At 40.6% G+C, this 22,684-nt stretch carries 22 protein-coding genes and 1 riboswitch; of the genes, 12 read left to right on the forward strand and 10 right to left on the reverse strand.

From position 1 onward, the window contains the following. Window positions 1-180 precede the first annotated feature (180 nt). Entirely contained in the window at window positions 181-1,089 is a 909-nt protein-coding gene (locus PSF31_RS15840) for a gluconeogenesis factor YvcK family protein (protein WP_096864118.1), read from the reverse strand. Between the two features lie 657 nt (window positions 1,090-1,746). Then, window positions 1,747-1,886, forward strand: a riboswitch (molybdenum cofactor riboswitch). Here PSF31_RS15840 and moaA point away from each other — a divergent pair. The 5 genes from moaA (at window position 1,876) to PSF31_RS15865 (ending at window position 4,897) form a co-directional block, all read left to right on the forward strand. After that, window positions 1,876-2,856: a GTP 3',8-cyclase MoaA gene (gene moaA / locus PSF31_RS15845; RefSeq protein WP_094962423.1), complete on the forward strand. Its 981-nt coding sequence runs from the start codon at window positions 1,876-1,878 to the stop codon at window positions 2,854-2,856. (Overlaps the previous riboswitch by 11 nt.) Window positions 2,857-2,880: 24 nt before the next feature. Further along, window positions 2,881-3,357: a cyclic pyranopterin monophosphate synthase MoaC gene (moaC, locus tag PSF31_RS15850; protein ID WP_004256674.1), complete on the forward strand. Its 477-nt coding sequence runs from the start codon at window positions 2,881-2,883 to the stop codon at window positions 3,355-3,357. Next, window positions 3,357-3,602: a molybdopterin synthase sulfur carrier subunit gene (gene moaD, locus PSF31_RS15855; protein WP_004256672.1), complete on the forward strand. Its 246-nt coding sequence runs from the start codon at window positions 3,357-3,359 to the stop codon at window positions 3,600-3,602. The genes moaC and moaD overlap by 1 nt, the downstream gene beginning before the upstream one ends. A gap of 1 nt (window position 3,603) precedes the next feature. Further along, a complete protein-coding gene (moaE, locus tag PSF31_RS15860) occupies window positions 3,604-4,056 on the forward strand; it encodes a molybdopterin synthase catalytic subunit MoaE (protein ID WP_004256668.1) in 453 nt (150 codons plus the stop codon). Window positions 4,057-4,189: 133 nt separating this feature from the next. Beyond that, entirely contained in the window at window positions 4,190-4,897 is a 708-nt protein-coding gene (locus tag PSF31_RS15865; RefSeq protein WP_004256664.1) for a Bax inhibitor-1/YccA family protein, read from the forward strand. Between the two features lie 211 nt (window positions 4,898-5,108). Here the strand turns inward: PSF31_RS15865 and PSF31_RS15870 are convergent, their stop codons facing one another. The 5 genes from PSF31_RS15870 to cecR form a co-directional block, all read right to left on the reverse strand. Then, window positions 5,109-6,215, reverse strand: coding sequence for an ABC transporter permease (locus PSF31_RS15870; protein ID WP_094962425.1), 1,107 nt, complete (start codon window positions 6,213-6,215; stop codon window positions 5,109-5,111). Window positions 6,216-6,224: 9 nt separating this feature from the next. Continuing rightward, the gene (locus PSF31_RS15875) at window positions 6,225-7,364 is read right to left on the reverse strand and encodes an ABC transporter permease (RefSeq protein ID WP_096864119.1); all 1,140 of its coding nucleotides are present in this window, start codon (window positions 7,362-7,364) and stop codon (window positions 6,225-6,227) included. Then, a complete protein-coding gene (locus tag PSF31_RS15880; protein WP_096864120.1) occupies window positions 7,361-9,100 on the reverse strand; it encodes an ATP-binding cassette domain-containing protein in 1,740 nt (579 codons plus the stop codon). The genes PSF31_RS15875 and PSF31_RS15880 overlap by 4 nt, the downstream gene beginning before the upstream one ends. 9 nt (window positions 9,101-9,109) lie before the next feature. Continuing rightward, window positions 9,110-10,105, reverse strand: coding sequence for a secretion protein HlyD (gene hlyD / locus PSF31_RS15885; protein WP_004256651.1), 996 nt, complete (start codon window positions 10,103-10,105; stop codon window positions 9,110-9,112). Between the two features lie 153 nt (window positions 10,106-10,258). Continuing rightward, window positions 10,259-10,957, reverse strand: coding sequence for a transcriptional regulator CecR (gene cecR / locus PSF31_RS15890; RefSeq protein ID WP_004256610.1), 699 nt, complete (start codon window positions 10,955-10,957; stop codon window positions 10,259-10,261). Window positions 10,958-11,242: 285 nt separating this feature from the next. Here cecR and rhlE point away from each other — a divergent pair, with 285 nt between their 5' ends. The 3 genes from rhlE to PSF31_RS15905 all read left to right on the forward strand — a co-directional run bounded on the left by rhlE (window position 11,243) and on the right by PSF31_RS15905 (window position 14,089). Then, a complete protein-coding gene (gene rhlE, locus PSF31_RS15895; protein WP_096864121.1) occupies window positions 11,243-12,571 on the forward strand; it encodes an ATP-dependent RNA helicase RhlE in 1,329 nt (442 codons plus the stop codon). Window positions 12,572-12,739: 168 nt separating this feature from the next. Continuing rightward, window positions 12,740-13,681 (forward strand): tRNA dihydrouridine(16) synthase DusC, encoded by a 942-nt coding sequence (gene dusC / locus PSF31_RS15900; RefSeq protein ID WP_096864122.1) that lies wholly within the window; start codon window positions 12,740-12,742, stop codon window positions 13,679-13,681. Window positions 13,682-13,840: 159 nt separating this feature from the next. Then, window positions 13,841-14,089: a GlsB/YeaQ/YmgE family stress response membrane protein gene (locus tag PSF31_RS15905; RefSeq protein ID WP_004256598.1), complete on the forward strand. Its 249-nt coding sequence runs from the start codon at window positions 13,841-13,843 to the stop codon at window positions 14,087-14,089. Window positions 14,090-14,170: 81 nt separating this feature from the next. Here PSF31_RS15905 and sseA read toward each other — a convergent pair whose 3' ends face one another. Next, window positions 14,171-15,010, reverse strand: coding sequence for a 3-mercaptopyruvate sulfurtransferase (sseA, locus tag PSF31_RS15910; RefSeq protein ID WP_094962431.1), 840 nt, complete (start codon window positions 15,008-15,010; stop codon window positions 14,171-14,173). Between the two features lie 38 nt (window positions 15,011-15,048). Next, a complete protein-coding gene (locus tag PSF31_RS15915; RefSeq protein ID WP_004256593.1) occupies window positions 15,049-15,210 on the reverse strand; it encodes a hypothetical protein in 162 nt (53 codons plus the stop codon). A 257-nt stretch (window positions 15,211-15,467) separates the two neighbouring features. Here PSF31_RS15915 and dinG point away from each other — a divergent pair, with 257 nt between their 5' ends. Continuing rightward, window positions 15,468-17,579 carry an ATP-dependent DNA helicase DinG gene (dinG, locus tag PSF31_RS15920; RefSeq protein WP_094962432.1) on the forward strand — a complete coding sequence of 704 codons (2,112 nt, stop codon included), beginning with the start codon at window positions 15,468-15,470 and terminating at the stop codon, window positions 17,577-17,579. 123 nt (window positions 17,580-17,702) lie between these two features. On the opposite strand, the gene dps is transcribed toward dinG, so the two are convergent. Then, entirely contained in the window at window positions 17,703-18,206 is a 504-nt protein-coding gene (gene dps, locus PSF31_RS15925) for a DNA starvation/stationary phase protection protein Dps (protein ID WP_004256573.1), read from the reverse strand. A gap of 338 nt (window positions 18,207-18,544) precedes the next feature. After that, window positions 18,545-19,432 (reverse strand): threonine/homoserine exporter RhtA, encoded by an 888-nt coding sequence (rhtA, locus tag PSF31_RS15930; protein WP_004256572.1) that lies wholly within the window; start codon window positions 19,430-19,432, stop codon window positions 18,545-18,547. Between the two features lie 323 nt (window positions 19,433-19,755). Here rhtA and PSF31_RS15935 point away from each other — a divergent pair, with 323 nt between their 5' ends. The 3 genes from PSF31_RS15935 to PSF31_RS15945 all read left to right on the forward strand — a co-directional run bounded on the left by PSF31_RS15935 (window position 19,756) and on the right by PSF31_RS15945 (window position 22,653). Beyond that, a complete protein-coding gene (locus tag PSF31_RS15935) occupies window positions 19,756-20,331 on the forward strand; it encodes a TIGR00730 family Rossman fold protein (RefSeq protein ID WP_096864124.1) in 576 nt (191 codons plus the stop codon). A gap of 30 nt (window positions 20,332-20,361) precedes the next feature. Then, window positions 20,362-20,820: a GNAT family N-acetyltransferase gene (locus PSF31_RS15940; RefSeq protein ID WP_004256569.1), complete on the forward strand. Its 459-nt coding sequence runs from the start codon at window positions 20,362-20,364 to the stop codon at window positions 20,818-20,820. Window positions 20,821-21,054: 234 nt separating this feature from the next. Next, entirely contained in the window at window positions 21,055-22,653 is a 1,599-nt protein-coding gene (locus PSF31_RS15945; protein ID WP_036957930.1) for an ABC-F family ATPase, read from the forward strand. The last annotated feature ends 31 nt before the right edge of the window (window positions 22,654-22,684 follow it).

The raw sequence follows: 22,684 nt of genomic DNA on the forward strand, positions 1-22,684 counted from the left end.
GCGTTGTGGGGGTGTTGGCTTCGTTCAGTCACTCGGGTCACATACTTTATGTATGCTCCCCGAGCTGCCTTCACTTGCCGCCTACCCACAACGCAAAGTATTTTGAAAATGGGTATTGTAACAATAAGGTTGGAAGAGTTTTCCGCTGCGGGTATTTAGCAGCGGAATGGCGGTTGGGGATTATAACAAGTTGATGGTTTCTTCGATGGCTTGCAGTAACAGCTTCCTATCATGGCGATACGGAATATCGTCAGCTTCGAGTACCCGTTGGATTACTTTGCGGTCAGGGCTGATATTATTGGTTTGTGTGCGTGGGCCAAGGATTAACGCATCAATTTTTTGGCAGCCAATATACTGTTCCATCATTTTTAGTTTGTCAGGTAAAGACAGGTTTGCAGCAGGGGAGCTAATTTCTTTCGCTAAATTGCCAATATAAATCATCGGGGCTTTACATTCGCGTAGTGCAGCCGCAATTTCATCCAAAAGTAATAATGGCATTAAACTAGTAAAAAAACTGCCAGGGCCGATAATAATTAAGTCTGCTTGGTGGATAGCCTGCAAGGCTTCTTTAGTTGCCTTGACTGTTGGATACAAACGTAACTCTTGTGGGATTTCATGTAAGGCATCAACATTCACCTCACCGTACACTTCATTACCCATTTCATCGACAGCCATTAAATCAACAGGAGATTCCGACATCGGGATCAACTGCGCATCGACTTTTAGCATATTACGGATAAGATTTATGGCTTCTAGTGGTCGCACACTTAAGTGATCTAATGATTTTAACATTAAATTACCTAAATTATGGCCTGAAAGCTCACCATTTCCGCTAAAACGGTATTCAAACATCGCTGAAGCAATGGACGGCTCAGTAATTAGCTGATTTAAACAGTTACGCATGTCTCCCCAAGCTATCCCACCTTCAGAGCGACGAATACGACCAGTCGAGCCCCCATTATCGGTTGTGGTGACAATACCCGTTAAACGAGAACCTAAAGAAGAAAGTGAAGACATCACGCGACCAAGCCCATGGCCGCCACCTAAAGCGACAACATGTTTGAGATCCGCCAGACTACAATTCGGCATAGTGTTCCTATATCAGTTAATTTTCAGTACTTATAAAAGCAAGTAAACCAGCGAGTTACGAAATACGTTTTTTACGCTAATGCCCGTTTTATGGCGACTAAAATAAATTGGGCGTTAATCTACCATAAAACATCATTCTTGGCTTAAGTACCGTGACAAAAAACAATAAAAGAGACGATTCTGTATTGGTGTGTACTTCCAAGGTATCTTCATCTGTCGCCTAATCACAACTAACAACGCAAATTATTTAGCGTTTTGATTAATGAATTCTGTGCTTCACTATTTATTTTTAATTGATATGCCAATTATTCAATTTGAAATATCGGTTTTGATAAGCGTTAAGTGCTGATATTTATAACGTAAACAATCAGATGGGGAGCTTGTTCCCCATTTTAGATCTATATCAATAAATGTTTAATTAAATAGTTAGGGATGTTAATCAATTAGTATGAAATTATACGGTTTGAAACCACTCAAAATGGAAAATTGTCATTGATAATAATAGCTTCGGTGATTCAACTATGTCTTTTGTAAGTCGTTGTATATAATGATATATATCGAATTGCAATTCGCTTTTTCAATTTCTATCGGCTAGAATCCTTACATAAATTAAGTGAACAGAGTGACGCATTTTACAGTTTAAAATCAGTGACTCGGTTCCAGATAAAACTCCTAGCCTTTGCGTCTAAGTTTGAACGACTGAATATGATGCACTGGCCGTGGCCTAGAGCCACCAGGGTGCAAGATAGAAATGTCTGCATCTCCCGTACTTGGAAAGGTGTGATTATGCAGCAACTTGTCGATCAATTTGACCGGAAATTTTATTATCTTCGGCTTTCTATAACAGATGTTTGCAACTTTCGTTGTACATACTGCCTACCCGATGGCTACAAGCCAAGCGGTCGCCATGAATTCTTAACATTAGATGAAATTCGTCGTATCAGTACGGCATTTGCAGAATTAGGCACAGAAAAAGTGCGTATTACGGGCGGTGAGCCGACTATGCGCAAAGATTTCAGTGATATTATTGCTGCCATCAATGAAAATGAATCAATCAAAAAAATAGCCGTAACAACCAACGGCTACCGTATGGCGCGAGATGTGCATGAATGGAAAGCCGCAGGGTTGAACGCGATCAATGTGAGCGTTGACAGCTTAGATCCACGCCAATTTGCGGCCATCACAGGGCAAGATAAATTCTTTCAGGTGATGAAAGGCATTGATGCCGCCTTTGAAGCAGGCTTCGAAAAAGTAAAAGTCAATGCAGTGCTCATGAAAAATGTCAATGATATTGCGTTGAAGTCATTCCTAAATTGGATCAAGCACCGACCAATTCAATTACGTTTTATTGAACTCATGGAAACCGGTGATGGAAGTGATATCTTCCAACGCTTTCATATTTCAGGCGAAACTATTCGCGAACGTTTAATCGAAGAAGGCTGGTATATGCTTCCTCGTTCTCGTAGTGATGGGCCAGCTCAAGTCTTTAGTCATCCAGATTACCAAGGCGAAATTGGGCTTATCATGCCTTACGAAAAAGATTTTTGCCAAAGCTGTAACCGCTTACGTGTTTCCTCACTAGGAAATCTCCATTTATGTTTATTTGGTGAAAATGGTATTCCACTTCGTGATTTATTGGGCGCAGATGACCAAAACGAAGCGTTAAAAGCGCGTATTCAACGGGGCTTACACCATAAACGAGAAACCCATTTTCTGCATATGGGCGATAGCGGAATTACACCAAATTTATCCGTAATCGGCGGTTAACTCTTTTTTATTTCAGGAGAAAATATGTCCCAACTGACTCACCTCAATGCGTCGGGCGAGGCGCATATGGTTGATGTTTCAGCCAAAGCTGAAACTATCCGTGAAGCTCGCGCAGAAGCTTATGTCACCATGAACCCAGCAACCTTAACGATGATTGTCGATGGTAGCCATCATAAAGGGGATGTGTTCGCCACGGCACGTATTGCGGGTATTCAAGCGGCAAAAAACACTTGGCAGCTTATCCCATTATGCCACCCATTGTTGTTAACCAAAGTTGAAGTGATCTTGAAAGCGGAACCTGAACATAACCGCGTCCGTATTGAAACTTGTTGCCGGTTAACAGGGAAAACAGGGGTAGAAATGGAAGCGTTAACAGCCGCATCCGTTGCTGCGTTAACGATTTATGACATGTGTAAAGCCGTGCAAAAAGATATGGTGATTGGCCCTGTTCGTTTATTAGAGAAAACAGGCGGCAAATCTGGACATTTTAAGGTGGAATAATGATCACAGTATTATTTTTTGCTCAGGTACGTGAGCTAGTTGGAACGGAACGTTTAGAACTTACAGACTCGTACCAAAAAGTGGAAGACTTGCGCCAAGCACTTTCACAAAAAGGGGATCGTTGGGCGTTGGCACTTGAAGATGGCAAATTACTTGCCGCTGTTAATCAATCATTTGTTTCACTAGACCACCCTCTCTCAGAAGGGGACGAAGTGGCATTTTTCCCACCTGTCACTGGGGGGTAATATGGAAAATACCCATATTGCAGTACAAACTGAAAATTTTAGTGTTGGTGAGCAATATCAATGGCTTGCACAGTGTGATAGTGATGGCGCAGTGGTGACTTTTACGGGGAAAGTGCGTAACCATAATTTAGGTGACAGCGTTGCGGCATTAACACTCGAACACTACCCAGGAATGACTGAAAAAGCGTTAGCGAATATAGTCATAGAAGCAAAAGAGCGTTGGCCATTGCAGAGAGTTAGTGTGATCCACCGCATTGGCACCTTACAACCCGGCGAAGAAATTGTTTTTGTTGGGGTCACGAGTGCTCATCGTAATGCTGCATTTCAAGCGGCTGAATTTATTATGGATTACTTAAAGACCAAAGCCCCATTTTGGAAAAAAGAAACCTTACCTGAAAATGAACGTTGGGTAGAAGCGAAAGAAACCGACGAGGCGTCTGCAAACCGCTGGTAATCGCATTTTTTCCGCTAAAAAATACGAATTTGCTGAATGGTATTGTCAAAAGAATGTGTTAGACTTTGGTTAATTTCTCCGATTGCAGTATTTTTACTGGGTCGATTTTTCTTTTAGCGAAAGGGTAACCATCATGGGTCAGTTTGATCAACGTAATGATTCTCTTGTCCAGGGTGCCAATACTGGCGTTCAGGCATTTATGTCGCAAGTATACGGCTGGATGACAGTCGGTCTACTGCTGACAGCTTTTGTGGCATGGTATTCTGTAAGCAGTGGTTTGTACTATACCATTGCAACCAATAAGATTCTCTTTTTTGGAATGATAATTGCTGAACTTGGTTTAGTGATGGGCATTTCATTCCTGCTGCAAAAAATTAGTGGCATGGCAGCAACGGGCATGTTTATGCTCTATTCATTGCTCACCGGCTTAACGATTTCAGTTATTCTTGCCGCATATACTGGTGAGTCCGTTGCGGGCACATTTGTCATTACTGCGGTAATGTTTGGTGCATTAAGTTTCTACGGCTATACCACTAAACGTAGCTTAACAGGTATGGGTAACTTCCTGTTTATGGCGCTGATTGGTATTGTTGTCGCTTCTTTGGTTAACATCTGGCTGCAAAGCACCATGATGTATTGGGTGATCACTTACGGTGGTGTTTTACTGTTTGCTGCTTTAACTGCTTATGACACTCAAAAACTGAAAGAAATGGGTTCACAAATTGATGAAGACGATAGAGAAACAATGCGTAAATACTCTATTATGGGTGCGTTATCTCTGTATTTAGACTTCATTAACCTGTTCTTAATGTTGCTGCGTATCTTTGGTGACCGTCGCTAATTTGAGTGGCTTTCCTCATTACTCAGTGAAATGAGGGGATAGAAGTCGTTAAAATTGAAAACCCTTGTTACTTTGGTAACAAGGGTTTTTTGATCTAAATACTATCGTAAAATATGATTTGAATATTATTAACTTGTTTGTGATTCAAGGCGTTAATGATAGTTCCAATGCTTTTAATTGTATTTTCAAAGTGTAATATTATTTCTTTTGATCACGCTATCTTCTTCCTAAATAAGTAATAGGCCACTGAACTGGTGATTATCGCAATGATGAATAATGGCCATAAACTATGGAAGATAACTGAAAAATCAGCATTTTTTAGGTATATCTGTTTGGTGATTTCAGTGAAATGACGAATTGGGTTAATCCAAGTGATTTGTTGCAGCCAAATTGGCATGTTTTCGACTGGGGAAATATAACCTGATAGCAGCACTGCTGGCATCATAAATACAAATACTCCAATGAACGCTTGTTGCTGAGTTGAACACAGTGCTGAAATAAGTAAACCAAACCCCACCAAGGACAACCCATAGAATAACATTGTGGCATAAAAGAGGAGTAGGGAGCCAGCAAAAGGAATTTGATAGCAAAAGATCCCAATAACTAGGACTAAACTTGCCTGTGCAGTCGCTACTATCAATGCAGGTACCGCCTTACCAATAAATATTTGCCAAGTGGTAAGGGGAGAAACGAGCAATTGGTCCAGGGTGCCTTGTTCTCTTTCCCTCGCGATAGAAAGAGATGTCACAATCAGTACCCCGATCGTAGTTATTAAAGCTACTAATGAAGGCACAATAAACCATTTATAATCTAAATTGGGGTTGTACCAATTACGAACGATTAATTCACTGTTGTTCGGCAGAGTCTGTGATTGCGTTAGCTCATGTTGGTATTGAGTGACAATTTGTGCAACATAATTTGCTGCAATTTGCGCACTATTTGAATTACGTCCATCAAGGAGTAACAGCATATTAGCGTTATGGTGGCTTGCAATATCAGCACTAAAGTTTTGCCCAAAACGGACAACCAGCAGAGCCTTACGGTTATCGAGCGTTTCACGAATTTCATGTTCATTCTTCAATAATAAAACTTGAGAAAACGCACTGGCTTTGGCGAGACGTTGAGTCAACTCGATAGAATGTTCACCACTGTCTTGGTCAAAAATTGCAATGGTGGTGTTAGTGACCTCAAGAGTGGCAGCCAGAGGAAATAAAATCATCTGAAATATCACGGGTAAAATCAAAATAGCCCGTGTTTGTGGTTCTTGAAGTAATGATTGAAGCTCTTTCATAATTAAGGTGTATAGGCGATAAAACATAACTTCACCTCAATCCAAACGACGGCGAGTTTTTAGCGCCGTCAGTCCAATAAATAGTATTGCAGAAGCGATGAGTAGCAGGAAATCTATCAATAAAACAATATAGATATCACCTGCAAGAAAGAGAGTTTGTAAACTGCTGACAAAGTACCGGGCAGGGATAAAATAAGTCACAGCTTGAATAATGGCTGGCATACTATCAATTTCAAAAATAAAGCCAGATAACATAATAGCAGGTAAGAAGGCGGCATTCAGAGCAACCATCGCTGCATTAAATTGGTTACGAGTAATTGTTGAAATCAATAACCCCATCCCTAATGCCGTTGCCAAATAAAGGCTGGTAATGACAAATAATACCAATAGAGAGCCGCGATAAGGTACTCCTAAGACAAATGTGGTGACAAACATGCATAACACCATCACAAAAGTACCAAGCACTTGGTAAGGCAATAATTTTGAAAGCAATAACTCAGTTTTAGTGATTTGGGTTGAAAGCAATGCTTCCATCGTGCCACGTTCCCATTCTCTTGCAATAACTAAAGAGGTCAAAATAGCACCAACTACGGTAATAATGATGCTAATTGCCCCTGGAATAATAAAATGCTGACTAATTGCCGCTTCATTAAACCAATAGCGCATATTGAGTTCAATTAGTGGGTCTGTTGGGTAGCCTTTATTTTCCCCTTGCTGCACCAGCCACGTTTGCCACACACCTTGAGTATAAGCTTGTACAAAGTTAGCCGTATTCGGTTCGCTGCCATCAGTAATGACTTGAATTGCAGCATTGCCTTGTTTTTTCAACAATTCGGCTGCGAAATTCACTGGGATGACGATAATGCCGCGAATTTCTCCTGCTTGCATTTTATCGATTAATAAATGGCGGTTATTACTAATAGTCGCATCGATAAATGGCGAACCAGTGAAGGTATCAACCAATTCACGAGCTTGCGAACTTTGTTGCTCAAGTAAAATACCGACACGTAATTTACTTGAGTCTAAATTGATACCATAACCAAAAATAAATAGTAACATCAATGGAATAAGCACAGCTATAAGAGCGCTGCTAGGATCCCGCACAATTTGTTTACTTTCTTTCCAGCATAGTGCTTTAAGCCTACGCCATGAAAAATGAGAAGCGGTGTGAGTCATAGTGCCTCCTGTTGCTTATCATAATTCATGATGAGCTCGATGAATGCATCTTCCATGGATGGGTCAGGGTTTTCAGCACTTGCGACTTGCTGTTTCAGTTCATCAGGGGTTCCTGCCGCAATAATTTTTCCATGGTAAACCAGCCCGATACGGTCACAATACTCTGCCTCATCCATAAAGTGAGTCGTGACCATAACGGTAACGCCTTTATCAACCATTCCATTGATATGTAACCAAAATTCTCTACGAGTTAGTGGGTCAACACCTGAGGTTGGCTCATCTAAAAATAAGATATCAGGCTCATGCATTAATGAGCAGGCGAGGGCTAAACGCTGCTTATACCCCAGAGGGAGGGATTCAGTCACCTGATTGATAATCGGTTTGAAATTAAAGGCCTCAACCATTTCTTGGATTTTTTGGGTTTGTTGTTGATGATGTAAACCATAAACACCCGAAAAGAATTTCAGGTTTTGCCCCACTTTTAGGTTACCGTACAGCGAGAACTTTTGTGCCATATAGCCAAGGTGCTGCCTGACTTTGTTTGAACTCGTTTTTAAATCCATTCCAAGAACGAGTGCTTGCCCATCTGTTGGCTTCATTAACGCACACATCATTTTAAAAGTTGTCGATTTTCCCGCACCATTTGGCCCCAATAAACCAAAAATTTCTCCTCGTTTAACTTGGAAATTTACGGTATCAGTTGCCGCAAATTGGCCAAATTTTTTGGTTAAATTACGCGCTTCTATGACGGTTTCTTCAGGATTAGGTGGAATTTGCGGTACGATAGCGGCTAATTCCGAACGATGAGATGGGCCCCCGCCTAATAAGTCAATAAACGCATCTTCAAAACGTGGCTGTGCTTCAATGAGTTTTCCATCTGCCATATTTAATGCAGTTAATAAACTTGTCTGTGATGCATTAGGCTTCAAAATTAAGCGAATATAGCGGCCTTGGATTACACCATCGGTGGTTTCTGGTAATACGAGTGCGTTTTGTAATACAGTGCGTTTTTGTGTGGCTGGTACATCAAGTAAAAACGAGCGTCCCGCCATTTTTTCAGTTAATAACTCGGGTTTGCCTGCATAAAGCTGTTTGCCTTTATTTAATAGCAGCACATTTTTACATTGCTGAGCTTCATCTAAATAGGAAGTACTCCAAAGAATGAGCATTCCATCATCGGCAAGAGTATGAACCATTTGCCATAGTTCGCGTCGAGCGATGGGGTCAACACCAACACCGGGTTCGTCGAGTAAAAGGACCTTGGGTTTTCCTAATAATGTACAGGCTAACCCGAGTTTTTGCTTCATCCCCCCCGATAATTTACCGGCTAGCCTATTGGTAAAAGGGGCTAGGCTGGTGAAAGAAAGCAGTTGCTGATAGGTTTTTTGGCGCTCTTCGCCGAGTACGCCACGCAAATCTGCGTACAAATTTAAATTTTCTTGTACGGTCAGGTCTTCATATAAACCAAATTTTTGGGGCATATAACCAAGGCCAGCTCGCATAGCAATGCTGTCGTCGATAGGGTCGAGCCCCATCACGCTAATTTTCCCTGCATCTGGTTTTAATAGCCCTGCAATCATGCGCATTAAAGTTGTTTTTCCTGCACCATCAGGGCCGACAAGGCCTGTTACAGAGCCCCCATGAATATCGATTGTTAAGCTTTCAACGGCTGGAGTATCCAAGCCAACAAATGTTTTCTCGACATTGGATAGGCGGATACTGTAATCATCACTCATAGCAAACTCTTACTGTTTATTATCAGTAAATTGAATAGTTACAGGCATACCTTGGCGTAAAGCATCATCTGCATCATTGACGACGATACGTAGTCGATAGACTAAATCGGTTCGTAAATCCGGTGTTTGTACGCTTTTAGGGGTAAACTCGGCGGTAGGGGAAACAAACCCGATGGTACCATGGTAAGGCTGATTTGGGCGGCTATCCGTATACAGCAAGACTTCTCTACCGGGGATGGCATCACCGAGGTGTGGTTCGCTAACATAAGCTCTGACCCAAACAGGATTTGTTAAAGTGACGCTAAATACGGTATTACCTGCACCGATGATTGTGCCAGGTTCGATTGCTCGGGTTAAAATAGTCCCAGAGGAAGGTGCAGTTAAAACGGTGTCTTGTAAGTCGAGTTCAGCTTGAGCGACAGCCGCTTCGGCTTGTAACCATTCGCCTCGAGCGGCAGCTATCTCTTCTTGGCGAAAACCGCTTTGGTATTGATTTAGTTTATCTTGTGCCGCTTGAAGGGCGGCAAATGCTTGGTTTCGATTGTTCTTCGCGTTATCTAAATCATTAGCTGAAATAACGCGGGAGGCAGCAAGCCCTTGCTGACGTTTATAGAAGTTATCGGCATATTGCCAAGCCGCTTGTTTTTGAGCCAATTCAGCTTCAACTTGTGCAACCTCTTGAGTACGGTAACCACTTTCTTTTAAAGCAAGTTGGGCTTTGGCGCTGTCACGTACCCCTTTGGCTTTATTTAACGCGTTAATGTAGGGGGCATCATCCAGTAGACCAAGTTGCTCGCCTGCAATAATTTTTGCACCTTCATCAACGCTTAGGGATTTGAGCTTACCTGACACTCGAAAACCAAGATTTACCGTTCGGACATCAACATTGCCGTAGAGTGTTAATATTTTGTCTTGCTGTGATTGATAGTAGTAATAACCACCAATTGCAGCACCGATTAATATGAGAATAATGAAAACAACAACAGAACGGTTTTTATTGCTCATAGCTAACCTTACTTAAAGAATCAACGATATGAAAACAAACTTTGTTGTTAGAGGCCGCTGTTTTTAATGAAGAAATGTGGCACCAGCTGCAATAAAATCACCAGCCTCTAGTTATTATCAATGTGAATGAATCACTTTAATTATTTTATCATATCACTTTTCATATTGTTTGCGATGGCGTAAGCCTGCTAATAATATATTTGTATGTTCAATAAGAACTTGATTAATAATTTTAAATTCATTTTCATTGATATGTTTCCAACCCGTTTGGCGTAACAAAGTTTCTCGAGCAATTCGAAATGAAAGTGTTTCGCCAAGGATTGCGTGTGTGTGGATTAGCGTTGTTAAATGATTGGGGTCAGCACCAATGTAAATCGCAATCAAGCGGTTTAGGCGCGAATGTATTGGGCCTAAAGCCTGTTCATGGATTACCGTATAGGCTTCGGTCGGGTTGAGTTGTTCTCGTGCTAATATCCGAGAAAAACTTAAATTTTTCTTTTCCAACTGAAAATGATTATAGGCAATGACTGTTTTTTGTAGTAAATCAAGTGCATCATCAGTTACTTGTACTGACAAAGGTTGATTTAGAAAGTTGTCAATTGCTTGAAAAACATCATGGAAATCGTCCCGAATAGTTTTTGCGATAAGCTGAGCTACCGCTAAGTAAAGACCTTCTTTTGAGCCAAAATAATAAGAAATTGCGGCAATATTTTGCCCTGATGCCTGTGCGATCTTGCGTGTAGTAGCGCCATCAAGCCCTTGTTCTCCATATACATCAGCAGCAGTGAGAAGCAATTGCATTTTCGCATTTTCTCCTCGCAACGTTGACGATGAACCTGTATTCATAACCATTCCTTTAAAAATTCAGAATTAAATAACACCTAATTAGCTCTTAATGGCTTTTCATTTTTATAAAAAGTAAAAAACGACATCTCATAGTACAATGTAAGTATATATACTATGTGGGTCGGATTTTATATTAATTTATTAACCAAACTAAATTAATATATTTATCATCTGTAAATAATGTTAGAATTTTACACAGTGTCGCACGGCAGTTTGCGCTTTATCTTCTGACTCACTTCCCCCATAACTGCCATATTCAATTTGAAGCGGTGAAGCCCGGAGTAATTTAATTTGACTACTTTTTCAGACCTCGCGTTAAACGAGGAAATTTTGCTTGCCATTAATGAATTAGGTTATGAAAGCCCTACGCCTATTCAACAACAAGCTATCCCAGCCGTGCTTGCAGGAAACGACCTTTTAGCTAGCGCCCAAACTGGTACAGGTAAAACAGCGGGTTTTACATTGCCAATTTTACAGAAGCTGATTACAACTCCTCGAGCAGGAAAGGATCGCAAGCCTATTCGTGCGTTAATTTTGACGCCAACAAGGGAGCTTGCAGCGCAAGTTGCTGAAAATGTAAAAGAATATAGCCGTCACCTGCGTATTCGTTCTTTTGTCGTCTTTGGTGGGGTAAGTATTAACCCACAAATGATGAAGTTACGTGGCGGGGTTGATATCTTAATTGCAACTCCGGGGCGCTTATTAGATTTAGAACACCAAAATGCAGTAGATCTTTCCCAAGTCGAAGTTTTTGTTCTGGATGAAGCTGACCGTATGTTAGATATGGGGTTCATTCATGATATTCGTAGGGTGATTAATAAATTACCTAAAAAACGTCAAAACTTATTGTTCTCAGCGACGTTTTCTGACGAAATCAAACAATTGGCGAATAAATTACTCAATAACCCTGTAACTATTGAGGTTGCTCCGCGAAACTCAGCTTCTGAGCAAGTGGCTCAATATGTTCATCTGGTTGATAAAAAACGAAAAGCGGAATTACTTTCGTTTATGATTGGCCGTGAAAACTGGCAACAAGTTCTTGTTTTTACACGTACAAAACATGGTGCAAACCGTCTCGCTGAGCATTTAAATAAAGATGGTGTCAAAGCTGCTGCTATCCATGGTAACAAGAGCCAAGGGGCTCGTACTCGTGCATTAGCTGATTTTAAATCTGGGGATATTCGTGTGTTAGTGGCAACGGATATCGCAGCTCGTGGCCTTGATATTGAACAGCTTCCTTATGTGGTGAATTTTGAGCTTCCTAATGTTGCAGAAGACTATGTTCACCGTATCGGTCGTACAGGCCGTGCAGAAGCAACTGGGATGGCAGTTTCCTTAGTATGTATCGATGAGGCTAAGTTACTCAAGGATATTGAAAAATTATTGAAAAAATCGATTCCATTGATGGCGATTGAGGGCTATGAGCCCGACCCCTCCATAAAGGCGGAGCCTATTCAAAAAACACCACAACGCAATGAACGTCGTTCAGGTGATAGAAACCAAGGTAAACCACCACGTCGCAGTAATTCGCCATCGTCAAAGCCTAGTTCAGGGAAGGGGGCAAGTTCCCCATGGAAAAACGCCCAGAAAAAAGTCAAACAAGGGCGAAGTGACAGCTAATCTTCCATAAAGCTTGTAGCTCTTTTTAATGTTAATGGCATTAACTAGAGCTACTTGTGAAACTATTTCAAGCCTGTCACTGGTCACCCCCATCTTAGAATTTTCCTGCTCATCTATTCAATAAACGGTATGATAAGCAGGTGTTATTACGTTTTTTGTGAGCCATTTATGCGCGTTTTATTAGCTCCTATGGAAGGAGTTTTAGACCCTTTAGTACGTTGTCTATTAAGCGAAGTTAATGACTATGACCTGTGCATAACAGAGTTTGTTCGCGTGGTTGATACCCTTTTACCGGCAAAAACTTTTTACCGTTTATGCCCTGAACTAAAACATGGCAGTCGTACCCCTTCAGGGACATTAGTTCGCGTGCAGTTATTAGGGCAACACCCTCAGTGGTTGGCAGAGAACGCAAACCGAGCGGTCGAGTTAGGATCTTGGGGGGTTGATTTAAATTGCGGGTGTCCATCAAAAACAGTTAATGGCCACGGTGGTGGTGCGACGTTATTGAAGCAACCTGATTTGATTTATCAAGCTGCGAAATCAATGCGTGAAGCAGTTCCAAAAGAATTACCTATTTCGGTTAAGGTTCGTTTGGGGTGGGATAGTTCCGAATTTGCTTATGAAATTGCAGATGCGGTTCAACAGGCGGGGGCAACAGAACTTACTGTCCATGGTAGAACCAAAGAAGACGGTTATAAAGCAGAGAGTATTAATTGGTCTGCCATTGGAGAGATCCGCCGTAAATTATCGATCCCAGTGATTGCTAATGGTGAAATTTGGGACTATGCAAGTGCACAGCGCTGCCTTGAAATCACAGGTTGTGATGCCGTGATGATTGGCCGTGGAGCACTAAACACCCCAAACCTAAGTCGAGTGGTCAAATTTAATGAATCTAAAATGCCTTGGGAGCAAGTTGGCAGGTTGTTATTAAAGTATACAGAACTTGAAAAACAAGGGGATACCGGCCATTACCATGCAGCCCGGATTAAGCAATGGCTAGGCTATTTACGTAAAGAATATCATCAAGCAGATGAACTTTTTTCTCAGGTTAGGTCGTTAAAAAATGCCCAACAGATTGCGCAAGTGATAACTGAAATTGTGAGCAATTAGTTATGAATAATGTTGATTGGCAAAATTTTATAGTTGCGAAATTAACTTATAGGGTCTTTACTTAATTGGTAGGAGAGCGATTTTATTTATTTAAAGCTCTACTATTATATGAGAACATTTTGACATTATAGTGAAATTACCTAGTCTGGGAGGCGTAAGATGGGTGTAATTGCTTGGATTATTTTTGGTCTAATTGCAGGTGTTTTAGCTAAGTGGCTGATGCCAGGTACTTATCACATGGGGTTCATTATGACCACCGTGCTGGGGATTGTTGGTGCCGTTGTGGGTGGTTACATCAGTACTTTCTTTGGTAAAGGAAAAGTTGATGGTTTCAACTTTGGGAGTTTTGTTGTCGCGGTTATCGGTGCGATTGTCGTACTGTTCTTAGCCGGGATATTTGCCAAATAACCATTTCCTCTACTTGGTAAATCTTCATTCTATAAGCCACTTAAATAATCAAGTGGCTTATATTTTTATGGAAGAAGAGGATTACGACTCGATTGGCAGGCCGTTATCTTGCCCCCATTGGGCCCATGAACCATCATACAAACGCACGTTTTGGTTACCTAATAATGTTAATGCCATTAATACCACAGCTGCGGTCATTCCTGAACCACAGGTCATCACTGAAGGTGCATGGATATCCACACCTTGTTTAGTAAAAATAGCTTTAAGTTGCTCCGGTGATTTGAATTCACCCTTTTCAACGAGAAGATCCCATGGGACGTTTTTGCTCCCAGGAATATGCCCCATACGTAGACCCGGACGTGGTTCTGGCGCTTTGGCAAGAAAGCGTGGTTCTGCACGAGCATCAATAATTTGAATTTTTCCTTGATTTACAATATCAAGCATGTGCTCTTGATTCAGTGCGTTACTGTCTTTACGTATGGCATGGAATTGTTTCGCAGCTGGCGGAGTAACTTCCCCGGACTGAACATCAAACCCTGCTGCTTTCCAAGCATCGATGCCACCGGCTAAAATTTTAACGTTTTTGCAGCCCATAGTGGTGAAAGTCCACCATGCTCTTGGGGACGAAAATAAGTTATTCTGCGAATAAATAATAACTTGGGTGTCATTACCTATGCCCATGGCACTAACTGCTTGGCTAAAAACATCGGCACTTGGCAGCATATGGGGTAAATCACAGCTTTTGTCTGCAATTTCATCTTGATGAAAGAACTGAGCGTTAGGAATATGTTCTTCTAGATATTGTTGGCGGCAATCATAAGGTGCGGTCGGTGGTGGAGAAGAAGCATCGAGTACAATGATGTTATCATCAAATAGATGTGAATTTAACCATTGTGGGGTTACGAAATAATCGTTGTACATAAGCTATCTCCATCCTGGGCTGATAAATTATTTTAAAATTACTGAATTTGATTGGGTGCTGGCAGTGCTGAAGGGGATTGCGGTTGCCCTTGCTCAAGTGGTGTGGTTGAACGTGTATAAATGTTCATACCCGCTAAAACAATACCGCCTACAGAACCAAAAGCGCATAATGCGCAAAGTGCGATAACAACCTTTTTCATTTTCTATAGCCTGCCTAGTGATAAAAATCCAAATGATATAAGAACTCAAAGTATAACCGGATGAGTGTTGCAAACAAGTTAAAAGCTATTTTTTCTGTTGCAGAATGGGCGTTTTGCAAAAAGCTTCCCAATTTTTATGTATAATGGGTATTAATACAGTAGTTTTGCGAAGCGGTTGGCAAAAGCGTTTTTTACATATTCCGTATTGTTGTCAGTTTCGTTATCTTTCATTTTAACTTTGGTCACCTGCATAATTTATGTCCCTGTCGAATAAAACTAAAGAACAAATAACTCAGTGGTATAAAGGGTTGTCCGTACAAATTGACGGGTTTGTTTCCCGAGCCCCGCAGCGGCAGATGATCGCGCAAGTTGCAAAAAATTTAGCAGATGATGACGGCCGCCATTTGGTCATAGAAGCACCTACTGGGGTGGGTAAAACGCTATCTTATTTAATACCGGGGATAGCGGTTGGTAGGGAAGAAGGTAAAACCTTAGTGGTTAGTACAGCGAATGTGGCATTACAAGATCAAATTTATAGTAAAGATTTACCCTTATTAAGCAAAATTATTCCTGATTTAAAATATACAGGGGCGTTTGGGCGTGCTCGTTATGTTTGCCCTCGTAATTTAGAAGCTATTTGTGCCGCGGAAGGCGAACAAATTGATTTAATGTTATTGGTGGAAGATAAAACAGAAATTGCGAATAGTGAAGAGCGGGCTATTTGTCAGCAACTGCGGCATGACTTTCAGAGTTTTGCATGGGATGGGCTAAGGGATCACCACAAACGTGCATTTAGTGATAGCTTATGGCGCAAAGTCAGCACAGATAAAATGAATTGTTTAGGTCGTAATTGTCAATTTTATCAGCGTTGCCCATTTTTTATTGCTAGGCGGGAAATCGAAGATGCCGATGTGGTGGTTGCTAATCATGCGTTAGTTATGGCTGCAATGGAAAGTGAATCGGTATTACCTGACCCGAAAAATTTATTATTAGTGCTTGATGAAGGCCATCATGTTCCGGATGTTGCAAGGGATGCCCTTGAAGTTGAAGGCGAAATTACGTTAGTTCAACTAACGGCACAGCTTGATAGCTTTATTCAGCATGTTGGGCAGTACATGGGGCAATTTCGTCCGGCGAAGCCACCAAAGTTAGCTAACCCCGAACGGTTACAGCAACATGCAGAAAAATTACGTGAAACATTTCGTGATTTCTCATTATTAGCGAATGCATTATTACCAGAAACATCAAAAGAAACTGAATATTTATTTCCGCTTGGTGTATTGCCTGAAGCTATGCAACTGAGCTGTCAGGCCTTGTTTAAGCAAACTGATGCATTACAGGGGCTGGCGGAAGCCATCTTAAATGATTTGACGGAACAAACTGCGAAGCAAGATATTGTCCGCTTACATCGCTCCATTATTGTGACTAGTAGGGCTATGGGGTACTTTGAAAATATGTCGAAGCTTTGGCGGTTGGCGGCATTAGAACAAAGTTCAGGTGCCCCTGTATCAAAATGGTTAAGTCGGCGTTATGAGAAAAACCAATCTCGCTTCTTTATGCATTGTGCAGGGATCCGAGTCAGCGAACAATTACAACATTTGTTATGGCGAAATGTTCCTCATATTGTGATTACCTCGGCAACACTGAGGTCATTGAACAGTTATTCACGTTTTATGGAACTTACTGGGTTATCCGAAAAAAGTGATGACCGCTTCGTGACATTGTCTTCTCCTTTTAACCATGTTGAGCAAGGAAAAATTATTATTCCTAAAATGGAATATGAGCCAACGATAAACACTGAAGCTGAACATTTAGCGGAAATGGCAGTATTTTTCCGTGAACAATTCACTAAAAATACTCACCGTGGAGTACTGGTTTTATTTAGTAGCCAAAGAGCGATGGAAGGTTTTCTTGAGCACGTAAAGGATTTGCGTTTGCAGCTTTTAGTTCAAGGAGATCAACCACGTTACCGGTTAGTCGAAACACATTGCGAAAGAATTAACCAAGGGCAATCTAGTGCCTTAATTGGCTTACAATCGTTTGCTGAGGGGTTAGACCTAAAAGGGGAATATTTAACTCAGGTCCATATCCATAAAATTGCATTTCCACCAGTAACAAACCCTGTGATTATCACCGAAGGGGATTGGTTGAAATCATTGAAGCGATACCCATTTGAAGTACAAAGTTTACCTAGCGCCTCATTTAACTTGATACAGCAAGCAGGTAGGTTGATTCGTAGTCATGAGTGCTATGGTGAAATTATTATTTATGATAAACGTTTGCTAACTAAAAATTATGGTAAAAGGCTATTAAATGCATTACCTGTATTTCCTATAGAACAACCTGAGATACCTAAAAACAGTAAATAACTAAGTTAACTTATTTTATTTTTAGGTATTTGAATAACAGTTTGATTATAGTTAATGACTCGCAAATAAAATGGCCACTCTACAGTGGCCATTGGTCAATTTTAATTGACTCTATTTACGACATTACTCAATATTTGCTTCTAAGAACCAGAGGAATTTATCCATATCGCGGGAAGCTGCGGTAAACATATCCGCAGTGTCTTCGTCTTCCACTTCATCAATGGCTTTACGGATATCATTTGCGACAATAGCATAGCGGTCGGCTAACGCTTTTAAGTGGTCTTGTACGCTATGGATATTAATTGGGTAAGCTTCTAACGAGGTGAAGCGGTTAACTTCTTGCGTTGTACCAATAGCAACACCTCCCAATTGAACCGCGCGCTCTGCGAATTCATCTAAATGTTCAACTAACGTGGTTCTAAAGCCATCTAGCATTTCATGTATAGCAATAAAATTACGGCCACGCATATTCCAGTGGGCTTGTTTAGTCATTAGAGAGAGATCGGTAAAATGGACCACCATAACATTAAGAATTCCAATGGTTTCCAATTTTACGCTGTCTTCCATATCATTACGTGTATATAAAAGTTCATTTGAAGATGCTTTAAATAATTTAGCTGTGCTCATGATTCATCCTCTCTTAAATATGAATTTGTTTAGTAACCTCATCTGTCAATAAATATAAAATAACTAAACTAATTTGTCATAATGTAATAAACGATTAATTTAATAGGTCTATTCGATATACTTTATTAACCGTTAATTAATTGTGGATCTTCGGTACTAATCGTTTTTGACAATAAGTGCGATAGAGATAATAAATTTTTATTTAAAGCATAAACTAGAAATAAAAATAGATTATTTCAAATTGATGAATAAAACTTTACACGAAAAAAGGTTAATAAATATCTATATATCGAATTTATTAACCTTGATTGTCTTTGTTTGCTTCGAGCTTTTAGTGGCTAGGACACTTTTTCGATTTTTGACTTTGGTACTGCTGTTGAGGTGGAGCCAATAGAAGCACAGACAATACATAATAATGCCAACCATTGAGTCATCGTTAAGTGCTCATTTAGGAAAACAATTCCTAAAAATGCGCCCATACAAGGTTCAAGGCTCATCAATGTACCAAAAGTTCGGGCTGGTAAACGCGTTAGCGCGATCATTTCTAATGTATAAGGAAATGCGGTTGATAAAATCGCGACTGCTAGTGCAATAGGTAAAATTGAGGGGTCGAACATCACCTCGACACCTGTTTGCATTAAGCCGATAGGGAAGAAGATCATGGCAGAAATAAATGAACCTATTGCAACGGTTGCTGCACCGTAACCCGCTCCTGCACGTTGCCCGAATATAATATATAACCCCCAGCAGACACCGGCTCCGAGAGCATAGAGAGCACCGAGTGTATCAATGGAATCAATATTATCGCCGATTGGAAGTAAGAATAATAACCCAACAATAACAAGGGCTATCCATAAAAAATCAATCGGACGGCGAGAAGAAAACATCGCAACGGCTAAAGGACCAGTAAATTCTAAAGCAACAGCTATCCCTAATGGAATTCGTTCAAGAGATAGGTAAAACAAATAATTCATCGTACCTAGGGATAACCCATAAGCAAGCAATGGAACTAGCGAATTTTTTCTGAATTTTAAACGCCAAGGCTTAAAAATAACGAACAAAATAATAGTAGCAAGCAATAAACGTAAACCAGTAACACCGGGAGCGCCGATAACAGGAAATAAAGTTTTAGCTAAAGAAGCTCCGCTTTGAATAGAGGTCATTGCAAGCAGTAATAACCCTATAGGTAATAGCGGAAATGCGCTCTTTTTAGTGTCGGCAGACATAAATAAGTAAACCTCGGAAAACGTAACTTAATTGATAATAAATATTTAGAAAATAAGTATTCAGTGATGAAAAATAATTTCTTAAAGATTATCTCATAAAACAGCACGGCTTTATATTTGTTTATGGTTTAGCTATAGAGAATAAGGGGGTAAATGTGCTCTATTGGTTGTCAACTTGTTGGTTTAGGTGAATAGCAGTGCTATAAACATGAGTTAGTCTCATTTTATTATGGCGAAGAGTGAAGCTTGAGCTTCTGTATTAGGCTCGTATAATTCAGTGCTTTAACTAAAAAGTCACAATAAAAATGGAAAATGAGGAACAAATGGGAAAAATTAAAAGTATTGCAGTGTATTGTGGTTCCAGTATGGGAAAAAATGAGGTCTATCAGCAAAAAGCCATTGAGTTTGCTAAAGAAATGGTTAAACGTGATATCACGTTAGTCTATGGTGGAGCGAGCGTGGGAATTATGGGGACAGTTGCTGATACCGTATTGTCATTAGGGGGAAAAGCGATTGGGGTGATCCCATCATTGCTAGAAGAACGTGAAATTTCTCATAAGAATTTAACTGAGTTGTATAAAGTTGAAACGATGCATCAGCGTAAAAGTAAAATGATTGAGCTTGCGGATGCCTTTGTCGCTTTGCCTGGCGGTTATGGCACGCTTGAAGAGTATGCAGAAGTATTTACTTGGAGCCAAATTGGTTTACATGCTAAGCCATGCGCTTTATTTAATATTAATAATTATTGGCAACCATTGATTGATATGACAAATAAGATGGCAGATGAAGGTTTCCTCCATGAAAAATACCGTCATATGGCGATTGTGAATGATTCTCCCGCTGAGTTATTAGAAAGTTTTGAATCTTATGTCGCCCCACCAATTAAAACCTACGACTAGCGTTAATATTAAAATCACAGAGAGGAATGCATGATAAGGGAAGCTATTAAAAGTGATGTAGAATCCATTTTATCGCTTTACCAAATTTTGTTTTCGGAAATGGCATTATTCGACCCTGAACGTTTACAACCAGCGGAGCAGACTAGGGAATTTATTGAAAATGCGATTATTGACGATAAATTTTGTTTATTAGTTGCTGAATTTAACAGTGAGATTAAAGGGTTTTGTATTGCACAACAACAAGCAGCTGACCCTTATAACTGTGTTGTTCCTCGAAATTTTGGTTATATCTTTGACCTAGTGGTTGAGCCTAATTTCCGTGGTGAAAAAGTAGGCCAAAAATTACTAAATGCGATGAAAGCATGGGCGAAGGGTAGACAATTGAGCCACTTGGAGCTGTCAGTGTTAGCGCAAAACCATAAAGCGATTAAATTTTATGAGCGAGAAGGGCTAACTGAAATCAGCCGTACTATGGGGATCACTCTTTAGTTTGGCATTTAGTCAGCCTTTCCTTTCGTGTTAATCAATTTGCTGAAAACAGCACAAGATCTAAGCGGTGTAATATGGCATAATGCGCCGCTATTTATACCTGCCATACTCTAATGACCATACATGGAGTGTATTTTGCTGCTCAAATCACTATTTTGGGTTGTTTTGCACGCTGTGGTCATAGACCCCTAATCATCGCAGGCTATTTTACACCGTTTAATTTAAGGCATAGCAGTGTTAACAACGAACAATATCACTATGCAGTTTGGCAGTAAGCCACTGTTTGAAAACATTTCAGTTAAATTTGGCACAGGCAACCGTTATGGTTTGATCGGCGCAAATGGCGCGGGTAAATCCACGTTTATGAAGATTTTAGGGGGAGATTTAACCCCTACAGCTGGAAATGTGAGCACGACTGATCCAAATGAGCGTATTGGTAAACTTCGCCAAGATCAGTTCGCATTTGAAGAATTTACCGTACTTGATACCGTGATTATGGGCCATAGCGAGCTGTGGGACGTCAAACAAGAGCGCGATAGAATCTACGCCTTACCTGAAATGAGCGAAGAAGACGGCTACCGTGTGGCTGACCTAGAAGTCGCTTATGGTGAAATGGACGGTTATAGTGCGGAAGCGCGCGCAGGTGAATTATTACTGGGTGTGGGTATTCCTGTTGAACAACACTATGGGCCGATGAGTGAAGTCGCACCAGGCTGGAAGCTGCGAGTGCTGTTGGCTCAAGCCCTATTTTCTGACCCTGATATCTTATTACTCGATGAGCCGACGAATAACTTGGATATCGATACGATTCGTTGGTTAGAACAAGTGCTGAACGATCGTAACTGTACTATGATCATTATTTCCCATGATAGGCACTTTTTAAATACCGTATGTACCCATATGGCTGATCTAGATTACGGTGAATTGCGTTTATTCACTGGTAACTATGATGAATATATGATCGCGGCAACTCAAGCACGTGAGCGTTTACTGGCAGATAACGCGAAGAAAAAAGCACAAATTGCAGAACTGCAATCTTTTGTTAGCCGCTTTAGCGCTAACGCATCTAAATCGAAACAAGCGACTTCACGCGCACGTCAAATTGATAAAATTCAATTGGATGAAGTGAAAGCGTCTAGCCGACAAAATCCATTTATTCGTTTTGAACAAGAGAAAAAATTGTTCCGAAATGCGCTTGAATTAGAAGCTGTAACGAACGGTTATGACCAAGGGCCATTATTCAAAAACGTCAATTTATTACTGGAAGTTGGCGAAAAAATGGCTGTCATTGGTGCTAATGGTATCGGTAAAACTACATTCTTAAAAACGCTGGTGGGTGAACAGCCTGCAACGAGCGGGATGGTTAAATGGTCAGAAAACAGCAGCATTGGATACTATGCCCAAGACCACGCAGAAGATTTTGAAACGGATTTAACCGTGTTTGACTGGATGAGTCAGTGGAAAAGTGAAGGGGATGACGAGCAAGCGGTGCGCAGTATTTTAGGCCGTTTACTGTTTTCTCAAGATGACATTAAAAAGAAAGTTAAAGTGTTATCCGGTGGTGAACAAGGGCGTATGTTATTTGGTAAGTTAATGATGCAACAGCCAAATATTTTGATTATGGATGAGCCAACTAACCACTTGGATATGGAATCTATCGAGTCATTAAACTTAGCCCTCGAATTATACAAAGGTACATTAATTTTCGTTTCTCATGACCGTGAGTTTGTTAGCTCGTTAGCGAGCCGTATTTTAGAAATCAAAGAAGATAAAGTCATTGATTTCAAAGGTACTTATGATGAATACCTGACAAGCCAAGGTGTGGTTATCTAAATAGAGTTTTTAGATTAGAAACAAAAAGCCC

The organism is Providencia sp. PROV156, from assembly GCF_028480905.1.
GTDB classification, from domain to species: Bacteria; Pseudomonadota; Gammaproteobacteria; order Enterobacterales; family Enterobacteriaceae; genus Providencia; species Providencia hangzhouensis.

Excerpts from the sequence above, each read along its gene's own strand:
- PSF31_RS15840 (WP_096864118.1), bottom strand. The coding sequence starts at position 1,089 with ATGCCGAATTGTAGTCTGGCGGATCTCAAACATGTTGTCGCTTTAGGT.
- moaA (WP_094962423.1), top strand. The coding sequence starts at position 1,876 with ATGCAGCAACTTGTCGATCAATTTGACCGGAAATTTTATTATCTTCGG.
- moaC (WP_004256674.1), top strand. The coding sequence starts at position 2,881 with ATGTCCCAACTGACTCACCTCAATGCGTCGGGCGAGGCGCATATGGTT.
- moaD (WP_004256672.1), top strand. The coding sequence starts at position 3,357 with ATGATCACAGTATTATTTTTTGCTCAGGTACGTGAGCTAGTTGGAACG.
- moaE (WP_004256668.1), top strand. The coding sequence starts at position 3,604 with ATGGAAAATACCCATATTGCAGTACAAACTGAAAATTTTAGTGTTGGT.
- PSF31_RS15865 (WP_004256664.1), top strand. The coding sequence starts at position 4,190 with ATGGGTCAGTTTGATCAACGTAATGATTCTCTTGTCCAGGGTGCCAAT.
- PSF31_RS15870 (WP_094962425.1), bottom strand. The coding sequence starts at position 6,215 with ATGTTTTATCGCCTATACACCTTAATTATGAAAGAGCTTCAATCATTA.
- PSF31_RS15875 (WP_096864119.1), bottom strand. The coding sequence starts at position 7,364 with ATGACTCACACCGCTTCTCATTTTTCATGGCGTAGGCTTAAAGCACTA.
- PSF31_RS15880 (WP_096864120.1), bottom strand. The coding sequence starts at position 9,100 with ATGAGTGATGATTACAGTATCCGCCTATCCAATGTCGAGAAAACATTT.
- hlyD (WP_004256651.1), bottom strand. The coding sequence starts at position 10,105 with ATGAGCAATAAAAACCGTTCTGTTGTTGTTTTCATTATTCTCATATTA.
- cecR (WP_004256610.1), bottom strand. The coding sequence starts at position 10,957 with ATGGTTATGAATACAGGTTCATCGTCAACGTTGCGAGGAGAAAATGCG.
- dusC (WP_096864122.1), top strand. The coding sequence starts at position 12,740 with ATGCGCGTTTTATTAGCTCCTATGGAAGGAGTTTTAGACCCTTTAGTA.
- PSF31_RS15905 (WP_004256598.1), top strand. The coding sequence starts at position 13,841 with ATGGGTGTAATTGCTTGGATTATTTTTGGTCTAATTGCAGGTGTTTTA.
- sseA (WP_094962431.1), bottom strand. The coding sequence starts at position 15,010 with ATGTACAACGATTATTTCGTAACCCCACAATGGTTAAATTCACATCTA.
- PSF31_RS15915 (WP_004256593.1), bottom strand. The coding sequence starts at position 15,210 with ATGAAAAAGGTTGTTATCGCACTTTGCGCATTATGCGCTTTTGGTTCT.
- dinG (WP_094962432.1), top strand. The coding sequence starts at position 15,468 with ATGTCCCTGTCGAATAAAACTAAAGAACAAATAACTCAGTGGTATAAA.
- dps (WP_004256573.1), bottom strand. The coding sequence starts at position 18,206 with ATGAGCACAGCTAAATTATTTAAAGCATCTTCAAATGAACTTTTATAT.
- rhtA (WP_004256572.1), bottom strand. The coding sequence starts at position 19,432 with ATGTCTGCCGACACTAAAAAGAGCGCATTTCCGCTATTACCTATAGGG.
- PSF31_RS15935 (WP_096864124.1), top strand. The coding sequence starts at position 19,756 with ATGGGAAAAATTAAAAGTATTGCAGTGTATTGTGGTTCCAGTATGGGA.
- PSF31_RS15940 (WP_004256569.1), top strand. The coding sequence starts at position 20,362 with ATGATAAGGGAAGCTATTAAAAGTGATGTAGAATCCATTTTATCGCTT.